The sequence below is a fragment of the Pectobacterium jejuense genome (assembly GCF_026800125.1).
GTDB lineage: Bacteria > Pseudomonadota > Gammaproteobacteria > Enterobacterales > Enterobacteriaceae > Pectobacterium > Pectobacterium jejuense.
The window spans coordinates 92,971-115,082 of sequence record NZ_JAPQKX010000007.1; the positions used below are offsets into that span (position 1 = coordinate 92,971).

The following is a 22,112-nucleotide window of genomic DNA, read 5'->3' on the forward strand; positions in this document are numbered from 1 at the left end:
GCCCGTGGCTGATGGGCAGGAAAAGCGGTGTTATTGGTACAGGCCGTTTTCGTCGATGTAGCTGAGCACGGCGGGAGGTAATAAATCGCGACAGTCCAGACCTTGCTGGCGACGCTGGCGAATGTCCGTGGCGGAAATAGTGACCAGCGGCGTGTCTGCTAAAAAGATCCGTCCCTGCGGTTGTTGATGAAGATCGTCCGGCGTGTGCGTCAGATGATCGTCCAGCCACTGCTGTAATTCGGGCGTTTCCAGCGTCGAGCGATAGCCGGGCCGAGCACATACTAGCAAATGGCAGACGCTGAGTAGATCTTGCCAGCGGTGCCAGTGGTGCAGCGTGAGCAGCGAATCCTGCCCGATGATAAAGCCCAGCGGCGCATCTCGGCCTTTCTCTGCCCGCAGCGCTTCCAGCGTATCGATGGTGTAGGAGGGCGTTTGCCGTTGCAGTTCACGATCGTCCACGGTAAATAGCGGGTTGCCTTCCACGGCCAGCTCAGCCATATGAAAACGCTGCCGGGAACTGGCTTCGGGCTGCTGCCGGTGCGGCGGAACGTTATTGGGCATCAGGACGACTTGAGTCAGCCCCACGAGCTTTGCCAGTGCGGTCACTGGCTGAAGGTGACCGTAATGAATCGGGTCAAACGTGCCGCCAAAAAACGCGGTCAGGGATGGCGCTGCGGGTGACGTATTCAGATGAATGCCTCCGGCAAGGCTTTGCCGCACAAAAGCATGGCAAGCGATTCCAGTTCAGACCAAACGGACTGACCATAGTCTTGCTTTAAGGTTATTTCCACCTGCGTTAGCAATCGTACGGCCTGCTGTAGCTGTTGAAGAGAAAGCCGCTGTAGTGCCTGAGTGAGCAGATCACGCCGGTTTTGCCACACTTTTTGCTGATCGAACAGCGTACGCAGCGGCGTGTCTGACATGCGCCGCTTTAGCGCCAGCAGCTGTAGCAGTTCACGCTGTAGCGTGCGCAGTAAAATGACAGGTTCGCAATCCTCCTGTTTTAACTGCTGCAAAATGTGCCAGGCGCGTTTGCCTTTGCCTGCCAGCAGCGCATCAAGCCAGTGGAACGGTGTGAAGTGAGCGGCATCATTGACTGCACTTTCGACACGCGGCAGGGTCAGCTTGCCATCGGGATAAAGCAGCGCCAGCCGCTCTAACGCCTGAGACAGCGCGAGCAAGTTGCCTTCATAGCAATAGCAAATGAGCTGAGTGGCCTGTTCATCCAGCGTCAACTTCATGGTTTTGGCACGCTGAGCAACCCAGCGAGGGAGCTGTGCCTGTTCCGGCGTCAGACAATTGATATAGACGCTGTCTTGCGCCAGCGCTTTGAACCAGGCGCTGTTTTCCTGCGCTTTGGTCAGCTTATGACCACGCAGAATCAGCAAAATATCGGGGTGCAATAATCCAGCGAGCTTAACCAGATTTTCACCCATCGCGGCGTTTGGGCCATTTTCCGGCAAAACCAGTAAGAGCGATTGGCGCGAGGCGAACAGGCTGAGCGCCTGACAGGTGCTGAAAATCGCATCCCAGTCGGTATGAAGATCCAGGATGAAGCTGAAATGCTCGCTGAATTCGTGCTGTTGAGCGACCCGTTTGATGCTGTCGAGACTTTCCTGCAGCAAGAGCGGGTCTGAACCAAAGACCAAATAACAACCGCGCAGCCCCTCATGGAGCTGCGCGGTGAGTTGTTCGGGGTAAAGCCGAATCATGAACGCGTGGCGGCAGTCGTTGAATCGGTGGACTGCAGCCGATTTTTGACTTCCTGGCTACCGTTGATGGTCAGCAACTTACGCACCAACTGCTGGGCAGCCTGCTCACGCATTTCCTGACGAACGATGTCTTGTTCGGCATCTTTCGCCAGAGCCGCCAGCGGGTTATCAAAGAACGTGCGGAACACCGTCACGCTGAGCGGATAAATATCTTCACCCGGCATCAGCACCTGCGCCTGCAACGTTAGCACCATCTGGTACTCCGCTGTTTTACCGTCCTGAAAAATAGAGACGGTATCGCGCGTTTCGCTTGAGCCCAGTACCCGCAGAGACGGGATATCCTGACGTGTCGCATCATCAACGATTTTCACATCGCTGAGACGGAGCTGCTCACGTACTGCACGCGTTAGCGGACCATAAGGATCGCTGCTGTCGAGCACCAGTGTCTGTAACTGCGCAGGCACTTGTGTCGTGCCGCGCAGATGAAAACCGCAGCCAGCGGTGATTAACACCGCCAGCCCCAGCAACAACGTGAATAGACGATGTCGCACAGTTCCTCCTTGCCTTAACCCACAACCAGGTTAAGCAGTTTGCCAGGGACATAAATCACTTTACGAACCGTGACGCCGTCCAGATATTTCGCGACCAGCGGTTCTTGTGCAGCGCGTTCGCGAACCTGTTCTTCGCTTGCGTCAGCGGCAACGGTGATTTTACCACGTACTTTACCGTTAACCTGAACAACGACCAGCTTGGAATCTTCAACCATCGCGTTCTCATCTGCAACCGGCCACGGCGCAGTATCGACATCGCCTTCACCTTGCAGCGCCTGCCACAGCGTGAAGCAAACGTGCGGCGTGAACGGATACAGCATACGAACGACGGCCAGCATGGTTTCCTGCGTCAGTGCGCGATCCTGATCGCTGTCCTGCGGGGCTTTCGCCAGCTTGTTCATCAATTCCATGATGGCGGCGATCGCGGTGTTGAAGGTCTGGCGACGGCCGATATCATCGGTCACTTTAGCAATCGTTTTGTGCAGATCGCGGCGCAGTGATTTCTGATCTTCCGTCAGTGTAGCGATATCCAGAGCTGTTACCGCACCTTTCTCGGTATGCTCGAAGGCTTGTCTCCAGACGCGTTTCAGGAAGCGGTTTGCGCCTTCTACGCCGGATTCCTGCCATTCCAGCGTCATTTCTGCCGGAGAAGCAAACATCATGAACAGACGCACGGTATCTGCACCGTATTTCTCTACCATGACCTGCGGGTCGATGCCGTTGTTTTTAGACTTCGACATTTTGCTCATGCCCGCGTAAACCACGTCACGGCCTTCGTTATCTACGGCTTTGACGATGCGTCCTTTCTCATCACGCTCAACGGTCACGTCAGTCGGAGAAACCCAGATGCGTTCGCCGTTATTGCCCAGATAGTAGAAGGCATCCGCCAGCACCATGCCCTGACACAGCAGACGTTTAGCGGGCTCATCAGAGGTCACCAGACCCGCGTCGCGCATCAGTTTGTGGAAGAAGCGGAAATACATCAGGTGCATGATGGCGTGTTCGATACCGCCAACATATTGGTCAACGGGCAGCCAGTAGTTGGCGGCAGCCGGATCCAGCATTCCCTGATCGTACTGCGGGCAGGTGTAGCGCGCGTAGTACCAGGACGATTCCATAAAGGTGTCGAACGTGTCAGTTTCACGCAGCGCTGGCTGACCATTAACGGTCGTCTTCGCCCATTCTGGGTTAGATTTCAGCGGGCTGGTGATGCCATCCATCACGACATCTTCCGGCAGGATTACCGGCAGTTGATCTTCTGGCGTTGGGATGACGGTGCCGTCTTCCAGCGTTACCATTGGGATTGGTGCACCCCAGTAACGCTGACGGGATACACCCCAGTCGCGCAGGCGATAGTTGACTTTACGCTCGCCAATGCCTTTCTCTACCAGCTTATCGGCAATAGCGTTGAATCCAGCTTCGAAATCCAGACCGTCAAACTCACCAGAGTTGAACAGGCTGCCTTTTTCTGTCATTGCCTGAGCGGACAGATCGGGCTCGCTGCCATCGGCGTTCAGAATAACTGGCTTGATGGACAGATCGTATTTGGTGGCAAATTCCCAGTCGCGCTGGTCGTGGCCTGGAACGGCCATCACTGCGCCTGTACCGTATTCCATCAGGACGAAGTTGGCGACCCAGATAGCGACTTTCTCACCATTCAGCGGGTGAATCGCGTACAGGCCAGTGGCCATGCCTTTTTTCTCCATTGTCGCCATATCGGCTTCGGCAACTTTGGTATTACGGCATTCTGCAATGAAATCGGCCAGCGCTGGGTTGGTTGCGGCAGCCTGCGCAGCGAGAGGGTGGCCTGCGGCAACGGCAACGTAGGTCACGCCCATGAACGTATCCGGGCGCGTGGTGTAAACGGTCAGTTTCTCGTCGCTGTCTGCCACATCAAAGGTGATTTCCACACCTTCAGAACGACCAATCCAGTTACGCTGCATGGTTTTGACCTGCTCAGGCCAGCTTTCCAGCGTATCCAGATCGTTCAGCAGTTGGTCTGCGTAAGCGGTGATTTTGATAAACCACTGTGGAATTTCTTTGCGTTCGACTTTGGTGTCGCAACGCCAGCAGCAGCCATCGATAACCTGTTCGTTCGCCAGTACGGTCTGGTCGTTCGGGCACCAGTTAACGGCGGAGGTTTTTTTATAAACCAGACCTTTCTCGTACAGCTTGGTGAAGAACCATTGTTCCCAGCGGTAGTAGTCTGGTTTGCAGGTCGCGACTTCACGATCCCAGTCATAGCCAAAGCCCAGCAGTTTAAGCTGGTTTTTCATGTAGTCGATATTGGCGTAGGTCCAGGGGGCTGGCGCGGTGTTGTTTTTAACCGCTGCACCTTCTGCTGGCAGACCAAAGGCATCCCAACCGATCGGTTGCAGAACGTTCTTACCCAGCATGCGCTGATAACGGGAGATCACGTCGCCGATGGTGTAGTTACGGACGTGGCCCATATGTAGTCGGCCAGAAGGGTAAGGCAGCATGGAAAGGCAATAGTATTTTTCCTTGCCGGGCTGTTCGGTGACTTTAAATGTCTGCTTCTCTTGCCAGTGAAGCTGGACGTCCGCTTCTATCTCTTCTGGGCGGTATTGCTCTTGCATGGCTGCCAGGGGTCCTGTTTAGTGAAGAATCGCTACGTGAGTAGCCTGTTCTGATTCATAACAAAAGATCCGCATAGCATAGCCGTAAGCGGCGCGGGCAACAACACCCAGCGCCCGACTGAGGAATATTTCTGATCTGGGAACGACATACTGCGAGGCGTTGCGCAAATTGGCGACAATTTATCAGGCGTACCGGAAAAATAATCTAAAATAGAGAGAGATAGGCAACGTATCGGTTTTGGCCTGATGTGCCAGACGACGAATAGTCGTGCTTTATCACCTTTCAACCCGCTTAATTCAGGAGGAAGCATGAATAAACTAGCCCGCTATTACCGCGAGTTAATGGCTTCAGTGACGGCCCGGCTGAACAATGGTGAACGCGATCTCGACAGTCTGGTGCTGAGCGCCCGCAAAACCTTGCAGGAAAGCTCGGAGCTGACGCAGAAAGAAATAGAGCAGGTGATTCAGGCCGTTCAACGCGATTTGGAAGAGTTTGCCCGCAGCTATAACGAGAGTCAGGATGAGTTTACCGACAGCGTGTTTATGCGAGTCATCAAGGAAAGCCTGTGGCAGGAGCTAGCGGATATTACGGATAAAACGCAGCTAGAGTGGCGTGAGATCTTCAAAGATGTGAATCATCATGGGGTGTATCACAGCGGTGAAGTGGTGGGGTTAGGTAATCTGGTGTGTGAGAACTGCCATCACCATATCGCGTTCTACACGCCGGAGGTTTTGCCACTCTGCCCGAAATGCTCACATGACCTGTTCCACCGCCAGCCGTTTCAGCCTTAGGGCTGCTAGAGCGGTAAATAAGCGTGCCTTGCGGCACGCTTTATCTGAATATTAATGCAGGATTTTCGCCAGGAAGTCTTTAGCGCGTTCGGACTGTGGGTTATTGAAGAAATCATCCTTACGGGTGTCTTCAACGATTTTGCCCTCATCCATAAAAATCACGCGGTGCGCCACTTTACGGGCAAAGCCCATTTCATGCGTGACGACCATCATGGTCATGCCTTCCTGCGCCAATTCAACCATAACGTCCAACACTTCGTTGATCATCTCTGGATCAAGCGCGGATGTCGGTTCGTCAAATAGCATCGCGATAGGATCCATGCACAGTGCGCGCGCGATGGCGACACGCTGTTGCTGACCACCGGAAAGCTGACCTGGGTATTTGTTGGCGTGTGCCGCCAGCCCAACGCGTTCCAACAGCTTCTGCGCTTTAGCTTTGGCTTCTTCACGATTACGTTTCAACACTTTCACCTGCGCCAGCGTCAGGTTCTCGATAATGGATAAATGCGGGAACAGTTCAAAGTGTTGGAATACCATCCCGACTTTGGAACGCAACTGGGCCAGATTGGTTTTCTTATCGTTAACGGCAATGCCATTGACGGTAATTTCACCTTGTTGAATTGGTTCCAGACCGTTTACGGTTTTGATCAGGGTTGATTTACCAGAGCCAGAAGGCCCGCAGACGACCACAACTTCACCTTTTTTTACTTCTGTGGAGCAGTCGGCTAGCACCTGAAATTGGCCGTACCATTTAGAAACATTTTTCAGGGAAATCATCAAACCGTCCTTTTTTTCAGGTAACTGACCAGCATTGAGGCTGAAATGCTGAAGAGAAAATAAATGAAACCGGCAAACAGGATCATTTCAACTTGTGTTCCGTCACGCTCGCCGATGGTTGAGGCGGTACGGAAGAAATCAGCGAGGCTGAGCACGTAAACCAGTGAGGTATCCTGGAACAGAACAATCCCCTGCGTCAGCAGCAGCGGCACCATCGCGCGGAATGCCTGCGGCAGAATAACCAGCTTCATGGATTGCCAGTGCGTCATGCCTAATGCTAACGCCGCGGAAGATTGACCGCGTGATACGCTGAGAATACCCGCACGAATGATTTCCGAATAATAGGCTGCCTCGAACAGCGAGAAGGCTACCATAGCTGAAATCAGTCGAATATCGGTTTTCGGCGATAGCCCAAGCACATTTTGTAATAAGCTAGGAACCACCAGATAGAACCACAGCAGCACCATGACGAGTGGAACGGAGCGGAACAGGTTCACATACAGTTTGGCGAACCAACTGATAGGCTTGATTGGCGATAAACGCATCACCGCCAGAATCGTGCCCCAGACAATCCCGAAGACCACCGCCGTTAGCGTAATTTTGAGTGTGACAACCATCCCCTGAATCAGGTACGGCATGCTTGGCCCAATTGAGCTCCAGTCAAATTCATGCATGATTTATTTGCTCCCCATATTGCCCGGCAAACGGGTTTTTCGCTCAACGACCTGCATAATCAACATAATGACGGCATTGATACCAACATACGCCAGCGTGATGGCGGTAAAGGATTCATACGCGTGGGCGGAATAGTCCAGCAGTTTCCCCGCCTGTGCCGCCATATCAACCAGACCAATCGTAGACGCGATGGCCGAGTTTTTTACCAGGTTCAGCATCTCTGACGTCAACGGTGGAACAATCACACGGTATGCATTCGGTAGTAACACATAGCGGTAGGTTTGCGGCAGCGTCAGGCCCATCGCCAGCCCGGCGGCTTTCTGGCCGCGTGGTAGCGATTGAATCCCTGCACGCACTTGCTCACAAACGCGCGCGGCGGTGAAGAGTCCCAGACAAATCATTGATGACAGGAAGAATTGAATATTTGGATCTAGCTCGGCTTTAAACCACATACCGATGTTGACGGGAAGCAGTTCGGGAACCACCAGATACCAGGTAAAGAACTGGACAATCAGCGGGACGTTACGAAATAGTTCGACGTAGCAGGTGCCAATACCCGCAAGAAAACGATTTGGGACGGTACGCAGGATTCCAAATAGAGAACCAATAAGAAAGGCGATAATCCAGGCACAGATAGATAATGTGACGGTGACTTGCAGCCCGGACAAAATCCACCCGAGGTAGGTTGTGTTGCCGAAGGGGGCGGCTTGTAGAAATATGCCCCAGTTCCAATCTATTGACATAACGAACTCCGGTAAAAAAAGGGTAGCGAAGCTACCCTGAAGATTGATGAGCGGCCATATTCCCGTTCTGTTTCAAACTACAGGTGTATTGTTTATTTTCCTGTTTATCGAAATTTCTCGGGGCAACATGTGATGGGGAACGACCATCACATGCCTGTCTGTCCTGCCACGAATCAGCAATCAGAGGGCAGATAGCTCTGCCCTTATTCTCATTATTAATTAGTTTAGCGCTTTGTCATTTGGCGCCTTGAACAAGGCCTTCATTTCATCTGACAGTTCAAAGTTCAGATTAAGATCTTTTGGCGGAATAGGCTGTTTGAACCAGCGATCGAACCATTTTTCAGCTTCACCGGAGGTCTGAACTTCAGCGATGGTGTCATCAACCAGTTTCTTGAATTGCGGATCGTCTTTACGCAGCATACAGCCGTAGGCTTCTTCAGACTGCGCTTTACCGACGATATCCCACTGATCGGCGCTTTTTGCTTTCGCACGTTCGCCCGCCAGCAGCGCGTCATCCATCATAAAGGCGACAGCACGGCCACTTTCCAGCGTACGGAAGGAGTCACCGTGGTCTTTCGCACTGATGATACGCATCTTCAGCTGTTTTTCTTCATTCAGCTTGTTCAGCAGAACTTCAGAGGTGGTGCCGGAAGTCACTACGACGGTCTTACCCGCCAGATCCGGGAAGTCTTTTACGCCGGAATCTTTTTTGGTTAACAGACGCGTACCGACCACGAAAATGGTGTTAGAGAACGCGGCTTGTTTCTGACGTTCCAGGTTGTTAGTCGTTGAACCACATTCAAAATCAAAGGTACCGTTCTGCAACAGCGGGATACGGTTCTGAGAGGTGATAGGGAGTAGCTTGACCTGCAGATTAGGCGCATCCAGTTTTTTCTTAACCGCTTCAACAATTTTGTCAGAGTAGGCTTGAGAGTAGCCGACCACTTTTTGCGTGTTGTCATAGTAGGAAAAAGGCACGGACGATTCGCGGTGTCCAATGACGATCACGCCATTATCTTTGACCTTTTTCAATGTACCGGCCAGATCTTCAGCCTGAGCTACGCTGGCGGCGGTGCCAAGCAGAAGCAGTGATAATGCCAGTTTACGCATTTGCATGTTCTAACTCCTTTGCTGTCGTTATATACCTGTCATCTTCAAGTTAACATTGTCTTCAAGCTAACATCGTATTGCTGTATCACTCATAATGCTTTGCGACTTCTCTGTGATAACGCTGCACCGTTAAAGCGCGAAGTTACTGTCTATACAGTTAAAAAGTAGCTGATTGTAAATAGATTGAAATAGAAATGTTTGTTTTTTGCGATATCCGCCGCACCAAATAACAGCAATGTCAGAGGGTGGCACCAATTTGGTGCGTTGCTTGCCCCAATAGAGAGCTTTACGCCGACGTAATATCCAAAAAAATACAGAAACAACCCTTTACAGGGTAATAAGAGGCAAATACCGTGCCATAAATAAAAAAAGGCATGCAAAAGCATGCCTTTAGGGATGGGAAGAGGGGCGGGTTATCGGCGACGCAAACCGAAGAAAACGGCAGCGACACCGCCTAGTAGCGTAATGATCCAGAGCGGCCAGGAACCGAAGCGCGCATAAGGCGTTATCCCCGTTGCTGGCACGACCTGCGTGCTCAGCACCGCACGCGTAAACTGCGGCAGACTGGCGCTGACACTGCCATCAGGGGTAATCACCGCGGTGACGCCGTTATTGGTACTACGAACCAGAGGACGCCCTAATTCCAGTGCGCGCATGCGTGCCATCTGGAAGTGTTGCCACGGGCCGATTGAATGTCCAAACCAGGCATCGTTCGAGATGGTCAGAAGCATATCGGTGTCTGGCCGGAAGTTATCACGCAACTGCTGGCCTAAGATGATTTCATAACAAATGGCGGCGTTGAGCTTGAAGCCGTGCACAGAAAGCTGAGGCTGAACGTAGTCTCCGCGGCTGAAAGACGACATGGGGAGATCGAAGAACGGCGCCAGCGGACGTAACAACGTTTCCAGCGGGACAAACTCGCCAAAAGGTACCAAATGGTTTTTGTTGTAACGGTTCGTTGTGGGGTAGTGATACGGGTCTTTGTCGCCCAAAACGATCACTGAGTTATAAAAATCGGTTTTATTACCTTCACGCCGGATATCGACGATACCTGTAATCAGGCTGCTATTACGGCTACGCAGAATGTCGTCAATTTGCTTCAGATAAGCACCCTGACGGCTTTCAATATCAGGAATTGCCGTTTCTGGCCAGATAACGATGGGGGCCTTGTCCATATAGGGCAGGCTGTTATCCAGATAGATCTTCAGCGTGTTCAACAGCTCATCTTGTTCCCATTTCATGGCCTGCGGGATATTGCCCTGTACCAGTGCGACATTGACGGCGCGTTCAGGTTGCAGGGTATACCACTGCACGTTGCGCAGCGGCCATGATAAAACGAAAACGCCGATGGCAATGGCTGCCGGCGCGATTTTTCGTTGGTTGATGGCATAAACGAGCAGTCCGCTAAGGCTCATCAACAGGAAGGTAATGGTGTCGATACCCAGAATAGGCGCGATACCTTTGAGCGGGCCGTCAATTTGGCTGTAGCCGAATTGCAGCCACGGAAAACCGGTGAGCACCCAGCCGCGTAGAAATTCGGTTAACTGCCAGAGTACGGGAGCGGCAAGCGCCAGACGCCACAGCGTTGTTTTCGGCCACAGGCGTGAGAGTAGGGCAGAAAACAGCAGAGGGTAGAGCGACAAATAGGCTGCGAGCAGAATGACCAGCGCGACATTGACAGGGCCCGGCATTCCGCCAAACTGCGCGATGCTGACGTAAACCCAGTTAACGCCGCTGCCGAACAGACCCAATCCCCAGCAAAATCCTATCCAGGCTGACTGACGACTCGTACGGTTGAGCGTCAGTGCCTGTAGGGCCATGAGCGAGATAATCGCCGCAGGCCAGAAATCAAAGGGAGAAAATGCCAGCGTGCCACAGGCACCAAATAAGAGCGCCAGCAGGGCTTTGACCTGCTGGCGTTGTAGAAAAGAAGCGACAACCATTGCCAAATTATTCTTCCAATTTTGGTTGAGGGGCATTGTCAGGGATTCTGACATGAACCTGAATAATACGGCGGCTGTCCGCCATCGCAACCTTAAACAGGTAACCTTCTATGTCGATGGTTTCGCCACGGGCAGGAAGATGGCCGAATGACTGCATAACCAAGCCGCCAATGGTGTCGACCTCGTCATCACTGAACCGTGTACCGAAAGCTTCGTTAAAATCTTCGATATCGGTTAAAGCACGAACGGTGTAGGTCTGGCGATTAAGCTGACGAATATCTCTGTCTTCTTCATCGTCATATTCGTCTTCAATTTCGCCGACAATCAACTCAAGAATATCTTCAATCGTGACCAGACCGGATACGCCACCAAACTCATCGATGACAATCGCCATGTGATAGCGCAGCGAGCGGAACTCGTTCAGCATTCTATCAACGCGTTTACTTTCCGGCACAACCACGGCGGAACGCAGAACTTTATCCATACTGAAGGGCTCGGAATCGCTGCGCATAAACGGCAGCAAATCCTTCGCCATCAGGATGCCTTCAATGTGGTCTTTATCTTCGCTAATTACGGGGAAACGAGAGTGGGCGGATTCGATAATCACGTCCAGACACTCTTCCAGCGTTTGATCGCGCTTGAGCGTAATCATCTGCGAGCGAGGGATCATGATGTCGCGTACACGCTGGTCGGCGATATCCATGACGCCTTCGAGCATATCTCGTGTTTCAGGATCGATCAGGTCATTCTGTTCGGAATCACGAATCAGAGTGAGTAGGCCGTTACGATCTTTTGGCTCGCCGTGAAAAAGCTGATTAAGAATAAGAGAAAAGAAGCCCTTTTTGGGACTGGGTGCATCGCTGTTTTGAGAATGGTCGTCGCTCATGCGTTTTAATTAACATCACTCTTGTTAAGGGATTATTGCCAGCCGTTGGAATCAACACAGCGGCTGACGTGGAGCAGAAAAGTACCCGATATCTTCCCGATCTCGGGCTATACAAAATGTATTTCTATTTATTCGGTGAGGCCATCTTTTTCTGCAAGGTAAGGATCGGCATAGCTCATACTTTGCATAATCTCGGTTTCCAGCGCTTCCATTTCTTCGGCTTCGCTGTCTTCGATATGGTCATACCCTAGCAGATGCAGGCTACCATGGACAACCATGTGCGCCCAGTGCTCTTCTACGGTTTTTTCCTGCTCTGCGGCTTCACGCTCGACAACCTGACGGCAGATGATTAAATCGCCAAGCAAAGGAAGCTCGACCTCAGGCGGTGCTTCGAAAGGAAACGACAATACGTTGGTCGGCTTGTCTTTACCGCGATAGGTGTTATTCAGATCGCGGCTCTCTGCTTCATCCACGATACGGATCGTGACTTCAGAGACTTCCTGAAACTGCGGCAGAACGCCTTCCAGCCAGCGCTGAAAGTCTTTTTCTTCCGGTAGCCCCTGTGCTTGCTCGCTGGCGATTTGTAAATCCAGAATCACCTGACTCATTTTTGCTCCTGATCTGATGCCGCAGCCTGTGCTTCACGCTTACGCTGTTCTGCTAAGGCGTCTTTACGTTTCTGTTCGGCATTTTCCCACGCTTCATAGGCATTCACAATCCGCGCAACCACTGGGTGGCGCACCACGTCTTCGCTGTGGAAAAAGTTAAAGCTGATCTCTTCCACATCGGCCAGCACTTCTATCGCGTGGCGCAAGCCGGATTTCAGATTCTTCGGCAGGTCAATCTGCGTGACGTCACCGGTGATGACCGCTTTTGAGTTGAACCCGATGCGCGTCAGGAACATTTTCATCTGTTCGATGGTGGTGTTCTGGCTTTCATCCAGAATGATAAAGGCATCGTTCAGCGTTCGGCCACGCATGTAAGCCAGTGGCGCGACTTCAATCACGTTGCGTTCGATGAGCTTCTCTACGCGCTCAAAGCCCAGCATTTCAAACAGGGCATCATAAAGTGGGCGCAGGTAGGGATCGACTTTCTGGCTCAGGTCACCAGGCAGGAAGCCCAGCTTTTCACCGGCTTCGACTGCCGGGCGCGTTAGCAGAATACGGCGAATATCCTGACGCTCCAGTGCATCCACGGCGGCAGCGACGGCTAAGTAAGTTTTCCCCGTTCCTGCCGGACCAACGCCGAACGTGATGTCGTGATCGAGGATATTGGCGACATACTGCGCCTGATTCGGCGTGCGCGGCTTGATTACGCCGCGTTTGGTGCGGATGTTGACCACTTTGCCGTAGTCAGGAACGTGTTCCGCAGACTGTTCCAGCACGCGAGATTCTTTAATCGCTAGGTGAATTTGCTCAGGATCGATATCACCGATGACGCCACGCACTGGGGCCGTATCGACATACAGACGTTGCAGGATATCGGCAGCAGCTTGCGTGAGCAGGTTTTTACCGACCAGCTTAAACTGGTTATCCCGACGATTGATCTCGATGCCTAAGCGGCGCTCTAACTGCTTAATATTGTCGTCAAACGGACCGCAAAGGCTGAGCAGGCGTTGGTTATCTGCGGGTTCAAGGGCAATCTCTTTTGTCGTTACGTTCAAATTATTCCTCTTGAGCGTTGCTGTGCTGGCACGTTCTGCCGGCACAAAATGAACAGTTGTCAGACGGCCTGATGTATCAGCCATATGAATGAATTATTCATCGTGAATGCCCGATGGTGCAAGTCACAATCATGATATTGGGATGCTGCCTCGCAAAAGCAAATGTAAGCGGCATGAAATTGAAGCGGATAGCTCGCGATAAAAAAACGCAGGAGCGTTTTTCAACGTGGCGAAGCAATGGCCTGGAGGGTAGCAGGCTATCCCAGCCTGCCATAAAAAATGGGTGGCTCTGCCACCCATCATCACGCTGAAACTGAAACGTACATCGGTTATGGCTGATAGAACCCGACGCCGATCTCATTCTCTTTGCGGGTACGTGCAATCACGGAAGACGGTGATTCATGTACGCGCAGATCCATTTGATCTTCGGTGCGCACCACGATGCCGCGCAGCGAGTTGGTGTAAACATCAACGATTTCCACATCGACGAATTTACCGATCATATCCGGCGTGCCTTCAAAGTTGACGACGCGGTTGTTTTCCGTACGGCCAGACAGCTCCATCACGCTCTTACGCGAGGTACCTTCTACCAGAATACGCTGGACGGTGCCCAACATGAGGCGGCTAAAGCGCATTGCCTGCTGGGTAATGCGTTCTTGCAGAAGATACAGACGCTGTTTTTTCTCTTCTTCCGGCACGTCATCGACCATATCCGCAGCCGGTGTACCCGGACGAGCAGAGTAGACGAAGCTGTAGCTCATATCGAAATTCACATCGGTAATCAGCTTCATCGTCTGTTCAAAGTCAGCCTGCGTTTCGCCAGGGAAACCGACGATAAAGTCAGAACTGATCAGAATGCCCGGACGTGCATTGTGCAGCTTACGGATGATCGCTTTGTATTCCAGCGCGGTATGACGGCGTTTCATCATCGTCAGCACGCGGTCAGAACCGCTTTGCACCGGCAAATGCAGGAAGCTGACCAGCTCCGGCGTATCTTCATAGACGCTGATAATATCGTCTGTGAATTCAATCGGATGGCTGGTGGTAAAGCGGACGCGGTCGATCCCGTCAATAGCGGCAACCAGACGCAGCAGCTCAGCAAAGGAGCAGATTTCACCGTCATAGGTTTCGCCACGATAGGCGTTGACGTTCTGCCCTAAAAGGTTAACTTCACGTACGCCTTGCGCGGCCAGTTGAGCGATTTCGAACAACACATCATCGCACGGGCGGCTAACTTCTTCGCCGCGGGTATAAGGCACAACGCAGAATGTGCAATATTTATTGCAGCCTTCCATGATGGAGACGAAAGCTGTTGGCCCCTCGGCTCGCGGTTCTGGCAGGCGGTCGAATTTTTCGATTTCAGGGAAACTGATATCCACGATCGGGCTACGGGTGCCCTGAACGTGATTAATCATTTCCGGCAGGCGGTGTAAGGTTTGCGGGCCAAAAATAACGTCAACGTAGTGCGCACGTTCACGAATATGCGCGCCTTCCTGTGAGGCCACGCAGCCACCGACACCAATAATCAGGTTCGGATTGAGATCTTTCAGCGTTTTCCAACGGCCAAGTTGATGGAAGACCTTTTCCTGCGCCTTTTCACGGATCGAACAGGTATTGAGCAGCAGGACATCGGCTTCTTCAGCGATTTCAGTCAGCTCATAGCCGTGCGTACTTCCCAGTAAATCAGCCATCTTCGATGAATCGTACTCATTCATCTGACAGCCCCAGGTTTTAATATGCAGTTTTTTTGTCATCGACTTACCATTACTCAGTGCGGATAAGAAAGATTCCCCTCATTTGGGATGGGTATTGTAGTCGCTCGCCGACGTTGTGACCAGCGCCGGAAACCACGCTGATTTGATAACTCCTTACTTTTTATAAAAATGCGGCTTTTCTGAAAAGTTACCCGCAAATCCAGTACACTATTTTCATGCATTTTTACTGGTGTGAATAAACCAGAACCAGAGAGGATAAAGCCAATATGCATTACGATGCGATTGTGGTTGGCGGTGGCATGGTTGGCGCGGCCGCGGCGCTTGGGCTGGCACAGCAAGGATTTCAGGTTGCGGTGGTTGAGCAGGACATGCCGACGCCGTTTGATGCCGCCAGTCCGCCAGATTTACGGATCTCGGCGATTGGCTATGCGTCGGTTGCGCTATTGAAAGAACTGGGCGCATGGCAGCGGGTGCAGCAGATGCGCAGCGCGCCTTACCGTCGGTTGGAAACCTGGGAATGGGCGAGTGCCAGAGTCGTTTTTGATGCTGCCGACATTCACCTGCCCGAGTTGGGTTTTATGGTGGAAAACCGCGTGTTGCAATTGGCGCTCTGGGACAGTTTGCAGGAAGAAGAACGCTGCCACTGTTATTGCCCGGCTACGCTGCAGAACCTGCAGCGCACCGATGATGGCTGGTGTTTACAGCTTGCCGATGGGCAACAGCTGACGGCTGCGCTGGTGATTGGCGCCGATGGCGCGAACTCTCAGGTTCGCCAGTGGGCGGGGATTGGCATCAGCGGCTGGCAGTATCGTCAGTCTTGTATGTTGATCGGTGTTGAGACCTCGCAGCCCCAGCAGGATGTGACCTGGCAGCAGTTTACACCGAGTGGCCCGCGTGCGTTTTTGCCGTTGTTTGACCAGTGGGGATCGCTGGTGTGGTATGACAGTCCGCAGCGTATTCGTCAGCTTCAGGTAATGCCGCTTGCACAGTTGGATAAAGAAATTGCGGCCGCGTTTCCTGAGCGATTGGGCAAGGTCAAGGCACTCTCCGCCGGGTCGTTCCCGCTGGTCAGACGCCATGCGCAAACCTATATCAAGCCAGGTTTGGTGCTGCTGGGGGATGCCGCGCATACCATCAATCCGCTGGCGGGGCAGGGCGTTAATCTGGGGTATCGTGACGTTGAGGCGCTGCTGGATGTGCTAATCAACGCGCGTAATGCAGGAGAAGAATGGGCTTCTGAGCGCGTGTTACGCCGCTATCAGTGTCGCCGTATGCCGGATAATCTGATGATGCAAAGCGGGATGGATCTCTTCTATAACGCGTTCAGTAATGCGTTACCGCCGCTGAGCTTTGCGCGCAATATGGCGTTGATGGTTGCACAGCGCGCTGGCGTGTTAAAGCAGCGCGCATTGAAATATGCTATTGGCGTCTGATGAATAATGAGGACGCCGCCCGCTACAGTACGGGTTCGGCGGTAAAGATAATATCGGTGTCCTCATTCGTTGTTGCCGTAAAGCGAACATGTCCTATCTGTCTAACACCTTTACCTGAAGTTTGGCTATCCTGAAGCAAGCCGAACATCATCTCGGTCATCTCAGGGCTCTCGAGACTGTTTTCTCCTGATGACGCCCCGCTCAATAGCGCAGAAAACGCGGCAGTGACGATTTGCAGATTCTGTCTTGTTGCATCGGGGGATTCTGACGCGGCGTTGAGTATCACAAGCCCATTAAGCTGTTGGCTTTTACTCTCTACCGACCCAATTAATCCGACGTGCTCATTAAAAATGTGCTGAAAGTCATCGACGGACGTTCCCTTTTCCAACTTAACGGTCAATTCGAGAGGGATATTGAGTTTCTTCAGGTTGGCATTCATCCGGTCAGCGAACGTTTGTGAAGACATCTTAAAAGAAGGGACGCCAGCCGCCTCAGTCGGTGTGATGAAGCAAAACAGCAACGCCACGCTGAGTAGTAGTTTGCTTAACTGCGCACGTATGACAGACCATTGCGATTGGCCGACGCCACTCTGCTGTGGCAGCACAACGTGGCTGAAATCATGAGTAACAGAGGATGTCGATAAAACCTTCATGCCCGCCCTTTTAGGAAAATCGAATGATTGATTTGCATATGTTAGCACCAGACTATGTTAATACCAGACATAACAAAACGGGGCGACGTCTTTCGACTGTCGCCTCGCCTGCGGTTTTCAGGTATCAATTTTATTTTTCTACAAACGGGTGGGCCAGCCTGCGCTACTGCCGGGATTCTGGTGTTACAGCTTCCCTTCTGCAAGATCGAAGTTAACCACTCCTTTAGTTTTTAGATCTAAAGTGCATGCATATGTAATCGTTGTTTTGGCGTTAAAGCTATTTGTGAATTTGACTTTGTCGCCGATGAACGTTAGCTGATTGCTTTTGCTGTCGAGTAAAAAGCGGGAAAAGATATTATCGAGTATGTCGTCAGCCCATTCGTAATCGTACTTTGAGGCTTTTTCTACAAGAGGCTTACAGTGAGCTGTCGCGTCAACAACATTGGCTTTGAAAAGGCATTGCCCATCGGTAGAGCTACAAGTTTTTGGTGCTGTACTTTCGTCATCACCACTAACCCAACGGAATATTCCCCATCCGATAGCAACTAGCATAACTGTCATAACTAACAATATGCCCAATGTGACGCCTGGGTCTTTAATCCCGCAGTGTGGGCAAACCTTTGCCGACATGGATACTTCTTTTTTACACACTCTGCATTTCGTTAATGCCATGTGGAAATTCCGTCTTCAAAATAACAGCTAAGAAAATTGAACATAACAAGAGGCGCTTTTTGTCTTTCTGTCGCCACTTTGTCGCCATGCATAACAAAACGGGGCGACGTCTTTCGACTGTCGCCCCGTTTCTTTGCTGTTTTACCAGCTTTATTTGGCTGGGGTACGAGGATTCGAACCTCGGAATGCCGGAATCAGAATCCGGTGCCTTACCGCTTGGCGATACCCCAAAAATATGGTGGCTACGACGGGAATCGAACCTGTGACCCCAGCATTATGAGTGCTGTGCTCTAACCAGCTGAGCTACGTAGCCAAATCTACTGCTAATGTTACTTCACTTCAACAAATCTTCTACTATCAAGTAGATGGCTGGGGTACCTGGATTCGAACCAGGGAATGCTGGTATCAAAAACCAGTGCCTTACCGCTTGGCGATACCCCAACAGGACAACGAATTTTTCAGCATATGTTTTGAAATGGCTGGGGTACCTGGATTCGAACCAGGGAATGCCGGTATCAAAAACCGGTGCCTTACCGCTTGGCGATACCCCAATCACTACAAAACACTAAACACTAACAGGCTTCGAAAAGCGATGTCAGACCGAGAAGATGATATGGTGCGGGAGGCGAGACTTGAACTCGCACACCTTGCGGCGCCAGAACCTAAATCTGGTGCGTCTACCAATTTCGCCACTCCCGCAAAAAAAGATGGTGGCTACGACGGGAATCGAACCTGTGACCCCAGCATTATGAGTGCTGTGCTCTAACCAGCTGAGCTACGTAGCCATCTTTTCCGCGTCACCTTCATCGGCGTTGCGGGGCGCATTATGCGTAGTTGGCCTAATTGCGTCAACTAGTTTTTTCCCGAAAAGTGCCCTCAATGTATCGTTTGTTTGGGTTGTGAACAGTATGGTGAGAAAAACGCCAAAAAGCACGCATTCCCAGTCAATTAAGCGTACAAAAACGGGCCATGAAAGGCCCGTTGATTGAAGAAATTAAATCGAATTATTTGTAGGCGGACTGGTGTACGCCAACCGCGCGGCCTGATGGATCATCCAGTTTCTTGAAAGATTCATCCCACTCAATCGCTTTAGCTGACGAACAGGCGACTGACGGGCCACCCGGTACACATTCTGCCGCGCTTGGAACCGGGAACAGCTCTTCGAAGATTTCACGGTACAGGTAGGCTTCTTTGGAGCCTGGCGTGTTGTACGGGAAGCGGAAGCGTGCTGTCTCCAACTGCTGATCGGTAACCTGCTGAGCCGCCACTTCTTTCAGCGTATCAATCCAGCTGTAGCCCACGCCGTCAGAGAACTGCTCTTTCTGACGCCATGCAACGCTGTGCGGCAGGTAGGATTCAAAGCATTCGCGCAGGATGTGTTTTTCCATCTTGCCGTTGCCACACATTTTGTCGCGTGGGTTGATGCGCATCGCGACATCAAGGAAGTTTTTGTCCAGGAACGGTACACGAGCTTCCACGCCCCAGGCTGACATCGCTTTGTTAGCGCGGGCGCAGTCGTACTGGTGCAGTGCCAGCAGCTTACGCACGGTTTCTTCATGCAATTCTTTGGCATTTGGCGCTTTATGGAAGTAGAGATAGCCGCCGAACACTTCGTCAGAACCTTCGCCTGACAACACCATCTTGATGCCCATTGCTTTGATTTTACGCGACATCAGGTACATCGGCGTTGAGGCGCGAATCGTGGTGACGTCATAGGTTTCGATGTGATAAATCACGTCGCGAATCGCATCCAGCCCTTCCTGCACGGTGAAGTGAATTTCGTGGTGCACGGTACCTAAATGGTTAGCGACTTCCTGCGCGGCTTTCAAATCTGGCGCACCTTCCAAACCGACGGCGAAAGAGTGTAACTGAGGCCACCAGGCTTCACTACGCTCGTCATCTTCTACGCGACGTGCCGCATATTTTTTGGTGATCGCGGAGATAACGGAGGAATCCAGACCGCCAGAGAGCAACACGCCGTAGGGCACGTCAGACATCAGGTGGCTTTTCACCGCTTCTTCCAGCGCATCGCGCAGCGCTTCTTTATCCGTTTCGTTGTCTTTTACTGCGTCGTAATCAAACCAGTCGCGCTGGTAATACTCGCGAATTTCGCCGTCTTTGCTCCACAGGTAGCTGCCAGCCGGGAATTCTTTGATGGTGCGGCAAACCGGAACCAGCGCTTTCATTTCAGAAGCGACGTAGAGGTTGCCGTGCTCATCGTAACCCATATACAGCGGGATGATGCCGAGGTGGTCACGGCCAATCAGGTAGGCGTCTTTTTCGCTGTCATACAGGGCAAAGGCGAACATGCCGCGCAGTTCATCCAGGAATTCCGGACCTTTTTCCTGATACAGCGCCAGAATCACTTCGCAGTCGGAGCCAGTCTGGAATGCGTAACGGTCACCGTATTGCTGACGCAATGCTTGATGGTTATAAATTTCACCGTTAACGGCCAGAATGTGGGTGCGCTCGGCGTTGTAAAGCGGCTGTGCGCCCGTGTTGACGTCAACGATAGACAGACGTTCGTGAGCCAGAATCGCTTTGTCGCTGGCATAAACGCCGGACCAGTCTGGCCCGCGGTGACGCATCAAACGGGATAGCTCCAGCGCTTTCTTACGCAGTTCAACAGGATCGCTTTTCAGATCAAGCACACCAAAAATAGAACACATACATGACTCCCAATAATGACAGATTCGAACTCAGTGCCATTGATTTAGCATCAAAGCGCCATAGGAATTCAATATTATTTAATGAAAAAAGCCATCGATGTGGTGTTTCGTTAATTTATTCGGTTTTTTGGTGGTGATTCGTCAAATTCATAGAAGGGAAAGGCCGGATTTTTAGGGATTACATAATCCGGCCAGAAAGGGAATCAGGCGTTTTCGAGCAATTGCTGTAGCAGCACGCCGTTCAGCATCGCCCGTTTGACCAGGGCAAACGCGCTGATAGCGGAAAGATGGTTGAGGCTGGAGATCTCAATCGGCAGGTTGTGACGAAATTCTTTCAGCACCTGCGCGTTGATGCAGCGTTGGATTGCAGGAAGCAGCGTTTTTTCTGCTTCGGTGATTTCTCCGGCAATCACGACTTTCTGCGGGTTGAACAGGTTGATCGCGATGGACAGCGCTTTGCCGAGATTGAGCCCAGCCTGTTCGATGACTTCACGGGCGAGGGCATCACCGCGGTTTGCCGCTTTGCAAATCGCAGAAATCGTGCAGCTATCGGTAGACAGTTTGCTGGGGTAGCCCTGAGCCAACAGATGTTGTACGCGTTGTTCAATCGCGGCGTTAGCGACGACGGTTTCCAAACAGCCGAAATTGCCGCAGTGGCAGCGATCGCCAAGTGGATCGATCTGAATATGGCCGATCTCGCCCACATTGCCGTTACTGCCAAGAAAAATTTGCCCGTTGACGAGAATACCCGCGCCAGTGCCGCGATGGACGCGTACCAGAATAGAATCCAGTGAGTCGTGGGTGGCACCAAAATAGTGTTCTGCCAGCGCCAGGCTACGGATGTCGTGTCCGACAAAGCTGGTAACGTTGAAGTGACGTTGCAAATTTTCGACCAGTTGCCAGTTATTCACGCTGATGTGTGGCATATAGCGAACAATGCCTGCCACCGGATCAACCAGCCCCGGCAGCACAACCGAAATCGCAATGAGCTCGCGAATACGGCGCTGATGGCTGGCGATAAAGCCGCTGATAACGTGAAAGAGCGCGGCTTCTAGCGCCTCCTGCGTTTTTTCTTGCAGATCGTAGTGCGCTTCTTCCAGCGCTTTTCCCTGCAAATCATACAGCGCAATGGTGACGTCATAGCGACCGAGGCGTACGGCTATGGTATGGAAAGGGCGGTTTTCGGTGATAATCGAAATGGCGCGTCTGCCGCCGGTGGAGGCTTGTTGATCGACTTCTTTGATGAGCCCACGTTCCAGAAGCTGGCGGGTGATTTTGGTAACGCTGGCGGGAGCAAGCTGGCTCTCTTCTGCTATCTGAATTCGTGAGATCGGACCCTGCTGGTCAATCAGGCGGTAAACCACCGCGCTGTTTAATTGCTTAACCAGATCGACATTCCCTATCTGCGCTTGTCCGCCTGTGGTCATTAAGAAGTTACTCGCTTAGGTTTAACTCAACGTGGGGTAAACCTTATCTCAGTTTACCCCAACGTATATCCGCTTTACCCCAAGGCGTTTCTCGT

Annotated in this window: 19 protein-coding genes and 6 tRNA genes; 2 read left to right on the forward strand and 23 right to left on the reverse strand. The window is 51.9% G+C overall.

Features of this window, described 5'->3' with window-relative positions; genetic code table 11:
* Positions 1-30: 30 nt before the first annotated feature.
* From nadD to leuS, 4 genes are read right to left on the reverse strand one after another with little or no spacing between them, the layout of a single operon-like run.
* Positions 31-720, reverse strand: coding sequence for a nicotinate-nucleotide adenylyltransferase (nadD, locus tag NXT09_RS14140; protein WP_268580092.1), 690 nt, complete (start codon positions 718-720; stop codon positions 31-33).
* The gene (holA, locus tag NXT09_RS14145) at positions 687-1,712 is read right to left on the reverse strand and encodes a DNA polymerase III subunit delta (RefSeq protein WP_268580093.1); all 1,026 of its coding nucleotides are present in this window, start codon (positions 1,710-1,712) and stop codon (positions 687-689) included. Before holA ends, nadD begins: the two co-directional genes overlap by 34 nt.
* Positions 1,709-2,263 (reverse strand): LPS assembly lipoprotein LptE, encoded by a 555-nt coding sequence (gene lptE / locus NXT09_RS14150; protein ID WP_039356450.1) that lies wholly within the window; start codon positions 2,261-2,263, stop codon positions 1,709-1,711. Before lptE ends, holA begins: the two co-directional genes overlap by 4 nt.
* Before the next feature lie 14 nt (positions 2,264-2,277).
* A complete protein-coding gene (gene leuS / locus NXT09_RS14155; RefSeq protein ID WP_039275330.1) occupies positions 2,278-4,860 on the reverse strand; it encodes a leucine--tRNA ligase in 2,583 nt (860 codons plus the stop codon).
* 309 nt (positions 4,861-5,169) lie between these two features.
* Between leuS and NXT09_RS14160 the strand changes: the two genes are divergently transcribed.
* Positions 5,170-5,652, forward strand: coding sequence for a zinc ribbon-containing protein (locus NXT09_RS14160; protein ID WP_010298779.1), 483 nt, complete (start codon positions 5,170-5,172; stop codon positions 5,650-5,652).
* Between the two features lie 51 nt (positions 5,653-5,703).
* Here the strand turns inward: NXT09_RS14160 and NXT09_RS14165 are convergent, their stop codons facing one another.
* From NXT09_RS14165 to miaB, 9 genes are all read right to left on the reverse strand, one after another.
* Positions 5,704-6,429, reverse strand: a complete 726-nt coding sequence (locus NXT09_RS14165; RefSeq protein WP_014914630.1) for an amino acid ABC transporter ATP-binding protein — start codon at positions 6,427-6,429, stop codon at positions 5,704-5,706.
* The gene (gltK, locus tag NXT09_RS14170) at positions 6,429-7,103 is read right to left on the reverse strand and encodes a glutamate/aspartate ABC transporter permease GltK (protein ID WP_205552630.1); all 675 of its coding nucleotides are present in this window, start codon (positions 7,101-7,103) and stop codon (positions 6,429-6,431) included. The genes NXT09_RS14165 and gltK overlap by 1 nt, the downstream gene beginning before the upstream one ends.
* Positions 7,104-7,106: 3 nt before the next feature.
* A complete protein-coding gene (locus NXT09_RS14175) occupies positions 7,107-7,847 on the reverse strand; it encodes an amino acid ABC transporter permease (protein WP_039472509.1) in 741 nt (246 codons plus the stop codon).
* 219 nt (positions 7,848-8,066) lie between these two features.
* On the reverse strand, positions 8,067-8,963 hold the full coding sequence (locus tag NXT09_RS14180; RefSeq protein ID WP_040032949.1) for an amino acid ABC transporter substrate-binding protein: 897 nt from the start codon (positions 8,961-8,963) through the stop codon (positions 8,067-8,069).
* A gap of 407 nt (positions 8,964-9,370) precedes the next feature.
* The gene (gene lnt / locus NXT09_RS14185; protein WP_268580094.1) at positions 9,371-10,900 is read right to left on the reverse strand and encodes an apolipoprotein N-acyltransferase; all 1,530 of its coding nucleotides are present in this window, start codon (positions 10,898-10,900) and stop codon (positions 9,371-9,373) included.
* Between the two features lie 7 nt (positions 10,901-10,907).
* The gene (corC, locus tag NXT09_RS14190) at positions 10,908-11,786 is read right to left on the reverse strand and encodes a CNNM family magnesium/cobalt transport protein CorC (protein ID WP_010298789.1); all 879 of its coding nucleotides are present in this window, start codon (positions 11,784-11,786) and stop codon (positions 10,908-10,910) included.
* 128 nt (positions 11,787-11,914) lie between these two features.
* Entirely contained in the window at positions 11,915-12,394 is a 480-nt protein-coding gene (gene ybeY / locus NXT09_RS14195; RefSeq protein WP_268580095.1) for an rRNA maturation RNase YbeY, read from the reverse strand.
* Positions 12,391-13,449: a PhoH family protein gene (locus tag NXT09_RS14200; RefSeq protein WP_014914633.1), complete on the reverse strand. Its 1,059-nt coding sequence runs from the start codon at positions 13,447-13,449 to the stop codon at positions 12,391-12,393. The genes ybeY and NXT09_RS14200 overlap by 4 nt, the downstream gene beginning before the upstream one ends.
* A 329-nt stretch (positions 13,450-13,778) precedes the next feature.
* Positions 13,779-15,203, reverse strand: coding sequence for a tRNA (N6-isopentenyl adenosine(37)-C2)-methylthiotransferase MiaB (gene miaB, locus NXT09_RS14205; protein WP_010285423.1), 1,425 nt, complete (start codon positions 15,201-15,203; stop codon positions 13,779-13,781).
* Between the two features lie 227 nt (positions 15,204-15,430).
* Here miaB and ubiF point away from each other — a divergent pair, with 227 nt between their 5' ends.
* On the forward strand, positions 15,431-16,597 hold the full coding sequence (ubiF, locus tag NXT09_RS14210; protein ID WP_268580096.1) for a 3-demethoxyubiquinol 3-hydroxylase: 1,167 nt from the start codon (positions 15,431-15,433) through the stop codon (positions 16,595-16,597).
* A gap of 22 nt (positions 16,598-16,619) precedes the next feature.
* Here ubiF and NXT09_RS14215 read toward each other — a convergent pair whose 3' ends face one another.
* From NXT09_RS14215 to nagC, 10 genes are all read right to left on the reverse strand, one after another.
* Positions 16,620-17,249 (reverse strand): hypothetical protein, encoded by a 630-nt coding sequence (locus NXT09_RS14215; RefSeq protein WP_268580097.1) that lies wholly within the window; start codon positions 17,247-17,249, stop codon positions 16,620-16,622.
* A 183-nt stretch (positions 17,250-17,432) separates the two neighbouring features.
* On the reverse strand, positions 17,433-17,921 hold the full coding sequence (locus NXT09_RS14220) for a hypothetical protein (protein WP_240584805.1): 489 nt from the start codon (positions 17,919-17,921) through the stop codon (positions 17,433-17,435).
* A gap of 155 nt (positions 17,922-18,076) precedes the next feature.
* Positions 18,077-18,151, reverse strand: a tRNA-Gln gene (locus NXT09_RS14225).
* Positions 18,152-18,157: 6 nt separating this feature from the next.
* Positions 18,158-18,234: transfer RNA gene (locus tag NXT09_RS14230), tRNA-Met, on the reverse strand.
* Positions 18,235-18,287: 53 nt separating this feature from the next.
* Positions 18,288-18,362, reverse strand: a tRNA-Gln gene (locus NXT09_RS14235).
* 35 nt (positions 18,363-18,397) lie between these two features.
* A tRNA-Gln gene (locus NXT09_RS14240) sits at positions 18,398-18,472 on the reverse strand.
* Between the two features lie 63 nt (positions 18,473-18,535).
* A tRNA-Leu gene (locus NXT09_RS14245) sits at positions 18,536-18,620 on the reverse strand.
* Positions 18,621-18,629: 9 nt separating this feature from the next.
* A tRNA-Met gene (locus NXT09_RS14250) sits at positions 18,630-18,706 on the reverse strand.
* Between the two features lie 219 nt (positions 18,707-18,925).
* Positions 18,926-20,590, reverse strand: coding sequence for an asparagine synthase B (gene asnB / locus NXT09_RS14255; RefSeq protein ID WP_010285438.1), 1,665 nt, complete (start codon positions 20,588-20,590; stop codon positions 18,926-18,928).
* A gap of 203 nt (positions 20,591-20,793) precedes the next feature.
* The gene (gene nagC / locus NXT09_RS14260) at positions 20,794-22,017 is read right to left on the reverse strand and encodes a DNA-binding transcriptional regulator NagC (protein ID WP_205552620.1); all 1,224 of its coding nucleotides are present in this window, start codon (positions 22,015-22,017) and stop codon (positions 20,794-20,796) included.
* Between the last annotated feature and the right edge of the window lie 95 nt (positions 22,018-22,112).